The sequence below is a fragment of the Nonomuraea sp. NPDC001831 genome, from assembly GCF_042892035.1.
GTDB lineage: Bacteria > Actinomycetota > Actinomycetes > Streptosporangiales > Streptosporangiaceae > Nonomuraea.
This window is the reverse complement of record NZ_JBIATU010000003.1, coordinates 447,497-457,987: the sequence shown is the minus strand read 5'-3', so window position 1 is coordinate 457,987 and position 10,491 is coordinate 447,497. Positions and strand designations below refer to the sequence as shown.

General features: G+C 72.6%; 9 protein-coding genes. 8 read left to right on the top strand and 1 reads right to left on the bottom strand.

What is annotated here, in order from left to right; genetic code table 11:
• Positions 1–42: 42 nt before the first annotated feature.
• The 3 genes from ACFYYW_RS13125 (at position 43) to ACFYYW_RS13115 (ending at position 2,156) form a co-directional block, all read left to right on the top strand.
• Entirely contained in the window at positions 43–441 is a 399-nt protein-coding gene (locus ACFYYW_RS13125; RefSeq protein ID WP_352327373.1) for a DUF3224 domain-containing protein, read from the top strand.
• Between the two features lie 108 nt (positions 442–549).
• Complete coding sequence (locus ACFYYW_RS13120) at positions 550–1,611, top strand: NAD(P)/FAD-dependent oxidoreductase (RefSeq protein WP_364412064.1); 1,062 nt, start codon at positions 550–552, stop codon at positions 1,609–1,611.
• A 5-nt stretch (positions 1,612–1,616) separates the two neighbouring features.
• The gene (locus ACFYYW_RS13115) at positions 1,617–2,156 is read left to right on the top strand and encodes a DUF1697 domain-containing protein (protein WP_387648055.1); all 540 of its coding nucleotides are present in this window, start codon (positions 1,617–1,619) and stop codon (positions 2,154–2,156) included.
• Here ACFYYW_RS13115 and ACFYYW_RS13110 read toward each other — a convergent pair.
• A complete protein-coding gene (locus tag ACFYYW_RS13110) occupies positions 2,153–3,463 on the bottom strand; it encodes a class I adenylate-forming enzyme family protein (RefSeq protein ID WP_387648052.1) in 1,311 nt (436 codons plus the stop codon). The genes ACFYYW_RS13115 and ACFYYW_RS13110 overlap by 4 nt on opposite strands.
• Before the next feature lie 137 nt (positions 3,464–3,600).
• Between ACFYYW_RS13110 and ACFYYW_RS13105 the strand changes: the two genes are divergently transcribed.
• The 5 genes from ACFYYW_RS13105 (at position 3,601) to ACFYYW_RS13085 (ending at position 10,489) form a co-directional block, all read left to right on the top strand.
• Positions 3,601–5,091, top strand: a complete 1,491-nt coding sequence (locus ACFYYW_RS13105; RefSeq protein ID WP_352327023.1) for an MFS transporter — start codon at positions 3,601–3,603, stop codon at positions 5,089–5,091.
• A 110-nt stretch (positions 5,092–5,201) separates the two neighbouring features.
• Complete coding sequence (locus ACFYYW_RS13100) at positions 5,202–6,395, top strand: cytochrome P450 (RefSeq protein WP_352327022.1); 1,194 nt, start codon at positions 5,202–5,204, stop codon at positions 6,393–6,395.
• Positions 6,392–7,777, top strand: a complete 1,386-nt coding sequence (locus ACFYYW_RS13095) for an acyl-CoA carboxylase subunit beta (RefSeq protein ID WP_387648049.1) — start codon at positions 6,392–6,394, stop codon at positions 7,775–7,777. Before ACFYYW_RS13100 ends, ACFYYW_RS13095 begins: the two co-directional genes overlap by 4 nt.
• Before the next feature lie 79 nt (positions 7,778–7,856).
• Positions 7,857–8,756, top strand: a complete 900-nt coding sequence (locus ACFYYW_RS13090; RefSeq protein ID WP_352327020.1) for a DUF6039 family protein — start codon at positions 7,857–7,859, stop codon at positions 8,754–8,756.
• On the top strand, positions 8,753–10,489 hold the full coding sequence (locus tag ACFYYW_RS13085) for an amino acid adenylation domain-containing protein (protein WP_387648044.1): 1,737 nt from the start codon (positions 8,753–8,755) through the stop codon (positions 10,487–10,489). Before ACFYYW_RS13090 ends, ACFYYW_RS13085 begins: the two co-directional genes overlap by 4 nt.
• Positions 10,490–10,491: the final 2 nt, after the last annotated feature.

Below are 10,491 nucleotides of genomic sequence, written 5' to 3'. Positions count from 1 at the left end.
GGGTCAGGGGTAGCGAAAAAGAGAGCAAAAAAGGGAGCTGACATGACTACCCAAGGTAAGGGCTCGTACCAGATCACCGGTTGGGACGAGAAGCCCTACGAGGAGAAGAAGGGCCAGCCCAAGCTCACTCAGGCCCACGTCACCAACGCCTGGACCGGCGACATCGAAGGCGAGGGGCAGGCCGAGTACCTGATGGCCTACGCCAGCGACACCGAGGCCAGCTTCGTCGGCCTGCAGAAGGTCGTCGGGAGCGTCCGCGGCAAGAAGGGCTCCTTCGTGCTGCAGGCGACCGGCACCTTCGACGGCGGCGTGGCCAAGGCCGACTGGTCCGTCGTGCCGAACTCCGGCACGGAGGAGCTGAAGGGGCTGAGCGGCAAGGGAGGGTACGTCTCCAAGACCGACGGCTCGGCGGAGGTCACCCTCAACTTCAACCTCAAGTAGGCGCTGCACGCAGTCGAGTACGCGGGGCCGTCGGCCCCGCGTACTCGCATGTCAGGAACTGCTCAGTGTTGAGCAGACCGCCTCGCGCCCGCGCGCGACGATGGCCGCATGGACACTGAAGTGATCGTCGTCGGTGGCGGCCAGAGCGGGCTCGTCGCGGGCTACTACCTGAAACAGGCCGGCATCCCCTTCGTCATCCTCGACGAGGAACCCCGGCTCGGCGAGGCGTGGCGGCAGCGCTGGGACTCCCTGGAGCTGTTCACGATCGCCGAGTACTGTGCCCTGCCCGGCCTGCGCTTCCCCGGCCGGAAGAACCGCTTCCCCACCAAGGAGGAGATGGCCGACTACGTCGAGGCGTACGGCGAGGAGTTCGACCTGCCGGTCAGGCTCGGCACCCGCGTCACCTCCCTGGAGCCGATCGAGGGCGGCTACCGGCTGGAGACCACGAAGGGCACGTACGAGGCGCCGCAGGTGATCATCGCGACCGGCGCCTACCGGGTGCCGAAGGTGCCGGAGCTCGCGGGCAGGCTGGACCCCGAGGTCTACCAGGTGCACACCGGCCGTTACCGCAACCCGTCCCAGGTGCCGGGCGGGACCGTCGTCGTGGTCGGCGCGGCGAACTCCGGCGCCCAGATCGCGCCCGAGCTGGCCGCCGGCCGCCGCGTGCTGCTGTCGCAGGGCTCGCCGCTGCCGCACTTCGGCCGCCGGTTCCTGGGCAAGGGCCTGCACTGGTGGGGCGACAAGTTCGGGCTGATCGCCAAGCCGCTGATGGGCGAGCGCGACCGGCTGCACAAGAAGACGATCCTGGTCGGGCCGAGCCTGAAGAAGCTGGCCAAGCGGCACCGCTTCGAGCTCGTGGGCCGTACGGTCGACGCCGAGGGCCGCACGATGCGCTTCGAGGACGGCCGCTCGGCCGACGTCGACGCCGTCGTCTGGGCGACCGGCTTCCGCTACGACTACTCCTGGGTGCACGCGCCCATCCATGACGACGGCGGCGGCATCACGCAGGACCGCGGCGTGACCGCGGCCCCCGGCCTCTACGTCCTCGGCATGCAGTGCCAGCACTCCTACGGTTCGGCGCTCATCTGGTGGGTAAAGGACGACGCGGCTTATCTGGTCGAGCGCATCAGGCAGTTCCGTCCCCAGGCGGTGGCGGGCAGAAGGGGTTGAGCGACATGTCCAGGCAGGTGGCGCTGCTGCGCGGGGTGAACGTCGGCGGCCGGAACATGGTGAGCATGGCCGAGCTCCGCAAGCTGCTGGAGGGCCTCGGCTTCGAGGACGTCAAGACGCACCTGCAGAGCGGCAACGTCGTCTACACCAGCGGGAAGAGCCCCGACAAGGCGGCGGCCGAGATCCAGGCCGCGCTCGCCCGCGACCTGGGCGTCTCGGTGCCCGTCCTGGCCAGGACGGGCACCGAGCTGGGCGAGATCCTCAAGGCCAACCCGCTCGGGGACGTCGCCGACGACGACGCCCTGCACCTCGTCACGTTCCTGTCGGACCAGCCCGACGCCGGGCCGATCAAGGCGCTCGACCCCGAGGCCTTCAAGCCCGACGTGTTCCGGCACGTCGGCAAGGAGATCTACGTCTGGTGCCCCGACGGGGTGCGCAACACCAAGCTGTCCTACTCCTTCTGGGAGAAGAAGCTCGGCGTCACCGCCACCGCCCGCAACTGGAAGACCGTCTCCAAGCTGCACGAGCTGGCCACCGCGGGTTAGCCCGCCAGCTCGCGCTTGAGCGTCTTGCCGATCGGCCCGCGCGGCAGCGACTTCACGACCACGTACCGCGCCGGCCGCTCGGCCGGGTCCAGCCGGTCGGCGGCGAAGGCGCGCAGCTCGTCCTCGGGCACGGGCGAGCGCAGCACGACGGCCGCCGTGACGCCCTGCGGCCCCTGGACCGCGGCCGCCTCGACCACCTCGGGATGCCAGTGCAGGGCGTGCTCGACCCGCAGCGAGGAGATCCGGCGCCCGCCGGCGGTGATGACGTCGGCGGCCCGGTCGAAGAAGCGCAGCCGGCCCTCCCCGTCCAGTTCGCCCAGGTCGCCCATGTGGGTCCAGCCGTCGCGGAAGGTGCGCTCGTCGGCGGCGGCGTCGGTCAGGTAGCGGCGGCGGGGGGCGGCCGAGCGCAGGCAGATCTCGCCCGCGTCGGTGACCTTCACCTCGGTGCCCGCGCTCGGCAGGCCCAGCAGGCCCTCGTCGGCCTCCGTGGGCGGCGTCTCCACCGGGCGGTGCACGAAGGCGGGAGCCGACTCCGTCGAGCCGTAGCCGATGACGATCCGCACGCCCGGCAGGGCCTCCATGAGCCGGGCCACCGTGGCCATCGGCACCGGCGCCGAGCCCAGCATGAGCGCCCGCAGGCCGGACAGGTCGTACCGCTCGTGCCAGCCGTGCGCCACCATCCGGGTCGCGGTGGACGGCGGGACGATCGCCATCGGCACCCGCAGCTTCTCCAGCATGCGGGCCACGTTCTCCGGCCCGAGGTCGGTCAGCACGTGCGTGGTCGCCGGGGCGGTCATCGCCGTCATCAGCGCGCTGTGCCCGGCGTTCGTGCCCAGCGGGACGGCGGCCAGCACCCCGTCCACGCCGGTGAACAGCTTCCCGCGGCCCTCGTGGCCGTAGGTGAGGTTCGCGACGGGGACGGCCACGGCCTTGGGGCGGCCGGTCGTGCCCGAGGTGTAGAGGATCTCGGCGACGTCGTCGTCCCGCGTGCCCGCCGCGTCACCGAGGGGGCCGGGCAGCACCTGGCCCACCCCGCACTCGGCCAGGCGGGCGCGGGCCTCGTCCTCCGGCAGCGCGGGCGGCAGCCCGAGCACGGTGCCGCCGGCCAGGTGCACGGCGACGGCGGCGACGGCGTGCCCGATCCAGTCGTCGTGCCGCAGCGCCGTCCTGACGGGGGCCAGCCGGGCGGCCAGCTCCTCCGACCGGGCGGTCCAGTCGGCCACCCGCAGCTCGCGCTCGCCGTCCACGACGAGTGCCACATGATCGCCCGGACGGGCGCTGACCAGTTCTGCCGGGTTCGTCGTCATGCGGCCGATGGTAGGAAGCCGGGCGCTCCCCGGATGCTCAGTGTTGAGCAGACCCGGGAGGCGCTTTCGTGTGGGCTGGAGTCGGCATGGGTCCGCGAAGAAGTGGGACGGCTGCCAAGAACAAGGGAGGCGATGACATGAACCAAACCGGTTCGAGTACGCGCGGCCAGCTGTTCGCCACCATCGGCGCACTCCTGGCCCTGGCGCTGGCGTCGATCGACGTCTCGGTGGTGGGGGCGGCGATGCCCCGGATCGCCGCCGACCTGCACGGCCTGTCGCTGTACGCGTGGGTGGGGGTCTCCTACGCCGTCGCGGCCGCCGTCGTCGTGCCGATCGCCGGGAAGCTCGGCGACATGTTCGGCCGCAAACCGGTGCTGCTCGTCGGCCTGGCGGGCTTCCTGGTGGCGTCGTGGCTGTGCGGCGCGGCCCAGACGATGCCCCAGCTCGTCGGCGCGCGAGGGCTGGCGGGGCTGTTCGGCGGCGTGCTGATGGCCAACGTCTTCACGCTGCTCGCCGACGTCTACACGCCCGAGCGCCGCACCCAGATGCAGGGCGTCTTCTTCGGCTTCTCCGGCCTCAGCATGGTGATCGGGCCGCCGCTCGGCGGGTTCATCACCGACAACTGGAGCTGGCGCTGGGTCTTCTACGTCAACGTGCCCATCGGGCTGCTCGCGATCGCCGCCGTGCTCATCGGCGTCCCGTTCGTGCGCACCGGCGCGAGCTGGCGCGACATCGACTTCGCCGGCGTCGTCACGCTGGTGGCCGGGCTCGTCCCGATCCTGATCGGGCTCACGCTCACCGGCGACCGGCACGCCTGGACCTCGCCCGAGGTGCTGGCGCTGCTGATCGGCGGCGCCGTGCTGCTGGTGGCGTTCTACTTCGTCGAGACGCGGGTGGCCAAGAACCCGCTGGTGCCGTTCGCGCTGTTCCGCAGCAACCAGGTGTCGGTCATGGCCGTGGTGGCCTTCTTCTCCGCGTTCGCCATGATGGGCACGGCCTTCTACGTGCCGCTGCTCTACCAGGGCGTGCTCGGCGTGAGCGCGACCCACTCCGGCACGCTGCTGATCCCGATGATGCTCGGCCTGATGCTCATGGCCCCGATCGCCGGCAAGGCGATGACGGCCATGCCGCGCTACCGGCTGCTCGGCGTCTTCGCCATGGCCGCCATCGTCGCCGGGCTGCTGATCCTGTCGGCCGTCGGGCCGGACAGCGGCCAGGGCCTGCCGATCGTCGCCATGGTGCTCATCGGCGTCGGCATCGGCATCGCGTTCCCCATGGCCACGGCCGTCACGCAGAGCGCGATCCCGATGGAGCAGGTGGGCGTCGGCACCAGCCAGATCCAGTTCTGGCGGATGATCGCCGGGCCGGTCTCGCTGGCGATCCTCGGCTCGATCATGTCGTCCCGGCTCGGCGTCGCCGGCCAGGGCGGCGAGGGCGTCGCGCCGGCGGTGCTCGCCGACGCGCTGGGCGACCTGTTCCTCGCCTGCGCGATCGCGGTCGGCATCGGCCTGGTGGCCAGCCTCTTCCTGAAGGAGGTCCCGCTGCGCGACATGTCCATGGGCCGGTCGAAGGCGGGCAAGGCGGACCAGAAGACCGCGCCCAACCAGGGACGCGCCGCCAGGGCGTGACCCCGGCGCACCGGGTGGCGGGGCCGTGCGCGGCCCCGCCATCGCCATGTCCGCACGGGCCTGCTCACAGTTGAGCAGACGTACGCGGCCACCGAGGCGAGGCTGCTGCCATGGACTCCTACCCCATCCCCAGGACGTGCCCGCTGGATCCGCCGTCCGAATACCGGGACCTGCAGGCGGGGCGGCCCATCACGCGCGTCCGGCTGGACTTCGACGGGAGCGAGGTCTGGCTGGTGACGCGGTACGAGGACGCCCGCGCCGTGCTCGGCGACGCCCGGTTCAGCTCCGACTTCGCCACCCCCGGCTTCCCGGCCCGGCTCACCTCGCAGCCCCCGGGGCCGGGCACCTTCATCAGGATGGACCCGCCCGACCACTCGCGGCTGCGCCGCCTGCTGCTGCCGGAGTTCAACCGCAGGCGGGTGGAGGCGCTGCGCCCGGCCATCCGGCGCATCACCGAGGCGCTCGTCGGCGAGATGGCCGCCCAGGGCCCGCCGGCCGACCTGGTCCAGACGCTGGCCCTGCCGCTGCCCTCCCAGGTCATCACCGAGCTGCTCGGCGTGCCGTACGAGGACCGCGACTACTTCCACGAGACCACCAAGGTCATCGGCGACCGCAACGTGGAGCCCGAGCAGCGCATGAAGGTCCGCGAGGACCTGCGCCACTACCTGGAGCGGCTGGTCGCCGAGCGCGAGCAGCGGCCCGCCGACGACCTGCTCAGCCGGCTCGGCGCCCACCGCGAGGCGGCCAAGGTCAGCCGGGAGGAGGTCGTCGGCATCGCCACGCTGCTGATGGTGGCCGGCTACGAGACCATCGCCAACCAGATCGGCGTGGGCACCGTGGCGCTGCTGGAGAACCCCGATCGCCTGGCGGAGCTGCGCGAACGCCCCGAGGCGCTGCCCGCCGCCATCGAGGAGATCATCCGCCACCAGACCGTCATCGACTACGGCGCCCGCCGCGCGGCCACCGCCGACGTCGAGGTCGGCGGCAGGCTGATCAGGAAGGGCGAGGGCGTGGTCGTCGTGCTGGCCGCGGCCAACCGCGACGAGGAGGTGTGGGCCGACCCGGACCGGCTGGACTTCGGCCGCTTCGGCGACCTCGCCGACCGGCAGGAGCACCTGTCCTTCGGCTTCGGCATCCACCAGTGCATGGGCCAGCTGCTGGCCCGCGCGCAACTGGAGATCGCCTGGTCCACGCTGTTCGCCCGGCTCCCGGGGCTGCGCCTCGCGGTGCCGCTGGAGGAGGTGCCCTTCCGCTCCGACATGTTCGTGTACGGCGTGCACGCCCTCCCGGTGACCTGGGGATGAACCGCGACCCGCGGGACCGGGTCCGCGCGCTCTTCGACCCCGGGACCCTCCGGCCGCTGCCCGGCGACGATGACGGCGACGACGGCTGCGGCGTGCTCGCCGCCCGCGGCGGCATCGGCGGCGTGCCGGCCGTCGCCTACGCCACCGACCCCGGCCGGATGGGCGGCGCGATGGGCGCCGAGGGCTGCGCCCGCATCGTGCGGGCCATCGACCTCGGCGTCCGGGAGCGAGCGCCCGTCGTCGGCCTCTGGCACTCCGGCGGCGCCCGGCTGGGCGAGGGCGTCACCGCGCTCGACGGCGTCGGCCAGGTGTTCGCCGCGATGGTCCGGGCCTCCGGCGCCGTCCCGCAGATCTCCGTCGTGCTCGGCCCGGCCGCCGGCGGCGCGGCCTACGGCCCGGCGCTCACCGACGTGGTGATCATGAGCGAGAGCGGGCGCGTCTTCGTCACCGGCCCGGACGTCGTCCGCAAGGTCACCGGCGAGGACGTCGACATGGAACGGCTCGGCGGCCCCGACCCGCACAGCAGGCGCAGCGGCCTGGCCCACCTCACCGCCCCGGACGACGAGGGCGCCGTCGCCGCCGCCCGCCGGATCACCACCCTGCTCGGCGGCCAGGGCGAGCTGCGCCCCTGGGAGGCCCGCGACGACCCCGAGCTCGGCGGCCTGCTGCCCGAACGCGCCAGGCGCGCCTACGACGTGCACCCGATCGTCGCCCGGCTGCTCGACGGCCCCGGCGAGGAGCTGCACCCTAAGTGGGCGCCCAACCTCGTCACCGCGCTCGGCCGGCTGACCGGCAGGACCGTCGGCGTCATCGCCAACAACCCGCTGCGCAAGGGGGGCTGCCTCGACGCGGCGGCGGCCGAGAAGGCCGCGCGGTTCGTCCGCATGTGCGACTCGCTCGGCGTGCCGCTCGTCGTGCTCGTGGACGTGCCCGGCTACCTGCCCGGCGTCCGGCAGGAGTGGGACGGCGTGGTCCGGCGCGGCGCCAAGCTGCTGCACGCCTTCGCCGAGGCCGTCGTGCCCCGGGTGACGCTCGTGCTGCGCAAGTCCTACGGCGGCGCGTACGTCGCCATGAACTCCCGCGCCCTGGGCGCCTCCGCGGTCTACGCCTGGCCCACCGCCGAGGTGGCCGTCATGGGCGCCGAGGCGGCCGTGGACATCCTGCACCGCAGGAAGCTGCGCGACGGCCCGCGGGACGGGCGCGAGGAGCTGCGCCGCCGGCTCGTCGCCGAGCACGAACGCGAGGCCGGCGGCGTCGGCAAGGCCGTGGAGATCGGCGTCGTGGACGAGGTGATCGAGCCCGCCGGCACCCGGCGGCGGCTCGCCGAGGCCCTGCTCAAGGCCGTGCCGCTGCGCGGCGACCACACCAACATCCCGCTGTGAAGCCCCTGCTCACTATTGAGCAGGCAGCACGGCGGGCCCTCATTAGCGTGACGAACAAGCCGACAGACGGAGTGGAACGATGACCAACCCGAATCCCGTCATCCCGCCGGCCGAGCAGCAGACCTCGGTGCCCGCGGCGGATCTGATCAACTCGGCCACGGCCGGCGTGATCGTCGAGCGGACCGCCCAGGTCAGGAACGGCTCCCACGCCAAGGGGCGCAAGTTCGCCCGCATGATGGCCGAGATGGTGACCGCCAAGCAGGTGGGAGTCGCCAGCGTCTTCCTGTACGAGGAGACGTTCGGGACCAAGGACCGCCTGCACTGGCTGATCCACCTCAGCTCGCTGCACGCCTACGAGCAGATGGTGCACATGGGCACCTCCGACGACGAGTACCGCGACAACACCGCCGAGAGCGGCTGGGACGAGATCTTCGTCGACGGCAGCATGACCGAGACCGTGCTGCTGCCGCAGTTCTGGGGCATGTACGGGACCGCGGTCGACGGCGAGCGCGAGAAGCAGTCCACGGTCTACCTGCAGCAGGGCGAGATCACCGGGCTGCCCGGCGCCCGCGAGCAGGTGCCGCAGCCCTACGAGCAGCTCGTCCACTCGGGCAACTGCGGCCTGCTGCTGCACCGGACCGCCCAGCTCGACTACGACTTCCGGTCCGAGGGCCGCACGTTCGCCCGCGAGGCCGCCGAGTCCATCAACGAGAACCTGCCCGGCGAGGCCACCGTCTTCGTCTACGAGGAGGCCTTCGGCGCGGCCGACCGCATCCACTGGCTGATCCACATGAAGTCGCTGAGCACCTACTACAAGGTCCTGGCGCTGCACGTGAAGGACGAGAAGGTGCGGGACCTGTACTTCCAGCAGCGCATCGCGCCCGAGCGCGGCGGCGGCACCTGGGCCAGGATGTTCGTGCCCGGCAGCATGCACGACACCGGCCTCACCCCGCACCACTGGGGGATGTACGCGACATGATCGGCCGCTGCCTGCACGAGATCTTCGCCGAGCGCGCCGCGAAGGCCCCCGACCGGATCGCCGTCACCTGCGGCGCCGAGGAGATCACCTACGGAGACCTGGACGCCCGGGCCGACCGGCTGGCCTGCCTGCTGCAGGCCGCGGGGACCGGCCCCGGCGTGCTGGTGGGGCTGTGCGCGGACCGTGGCATCGACCTGGTGGCCGGGCTGCTCGCGATACTCAAGGCGGGCGGCGCGTACGTGCCGATCGACCCCGGCTACCCGGCGGGGCGGATCGCGTACCTGCTGGAGGACAGCGGGGTCCGCACGGTCGTCACGACGTCCGGGGTGGCCGGCCGGCTCGGCGGCGTCCTGCCCGGCGAGGTCGTGCTCGCCGACGCCGAGCCGCCCGATGGACGCCCCGCGGCCACGGCCCGCGACGAGGACCTGGCCTACGTCATCTACACCTCGGGCTCGACCGGCGCGCCCAAGGGGGTGCTGGTCGAGCACCGCAACGTCGTGCGCCTGCTGGAGCGGACCGAGCAGTGGTTCGGCTTCGGCGACGACGACGTCTGGACGCTCTTCCACTCCGTCAGCTTCGACTTCTCGGTGTGGGAGCTCTGGGGCGCGCTGCTGTACGGCGGCCGGCTGGTGATCGTCCCGGCCGAGGTGGCCAGGTCGCCCGAGTCGCTGCGCCGGCTGCTGGTGGCCGAGGGCGTCACCGTGCTGAACCAGACGCCCTCCGCGTTCCGGCACCTGGTGGCGGCCGACGCCCGGCAGGAGGAGCCGTCGCCGTACCGGCTGCGCCGGATCGTCTTCGGCGGCGAGCGGCTGGACGTCGAGCTGCTGGCCCCGTGGATCGAGCGCTACGGCGACGAGCACCCGCAGCTCGTCAACATGTACGGCATCACCGAGACCACCGTCCACGTGACCTACCGCCGCGTCCGCGCGGCCGACCTCGACCACCCGGAGCTGAGCCCGATCGGCGTGCCCATCCCGGACCTGCGCCTCGACGTGCTCGACGAGCACGGCCGCCCGGCGACCACGGGGAACCTGCACGTCTCCGGCCCCGGGCTCGCCCGCGGCTACCTGGACCGGCCCGAGCTGACCGCCGAGCGGTTCAGGGTCACGCCGGACGGCGGGCGCCGCTACGACTCAGGCGACGTCGTCACCCGCCTGCCCGGCGGCGAGTACGCCTACCTCGGGCGGTCCGACGACCAGATCAAGGTCCGCGGGTTCCGCCTGGAGCCCAGGGAGATCGAGCTGTGCCTGCTCGGCCATCCGGGGGTCGCCCACGCGGTGGTGGCCCACCGCGACTACGGCGAGGGCGACGTCCGGCTGCTGGCCTTCGTCGTGCCGGACGGCGATCCGGGGCCGGACCTGATCGACCAGCTCACCGAGCGGGCCGCGAGCCGGCTGCCGGCGCACGCCCGCCCGTCCACCTACCACATCGTGTCGGAGATCCCCATGACGCCGCAGGGAAAGGCGGACCGCGCCGCTCTGGCCAGGTCCGCGCAGGCATCGTCGGCCGCCAAGGTCGTGCAGCGCATCGCCGAGGACGTGCTCGAACGCGACGAGGTGCCACCTCGGGTGGACCTGTTCGACCTGGGCGCGACCTCGCTGGCGATGACCCGCATCATCGCCCAGGTGAACGAGCGCTTCGGGCTGGAGCTGACGGGACGCGAACTGGAGGAGGAGGCGTCGGTCGCCGCCCTGGCCTCCTGCGTCGAGGAACGACTGACCGTGAGGGGATAGAC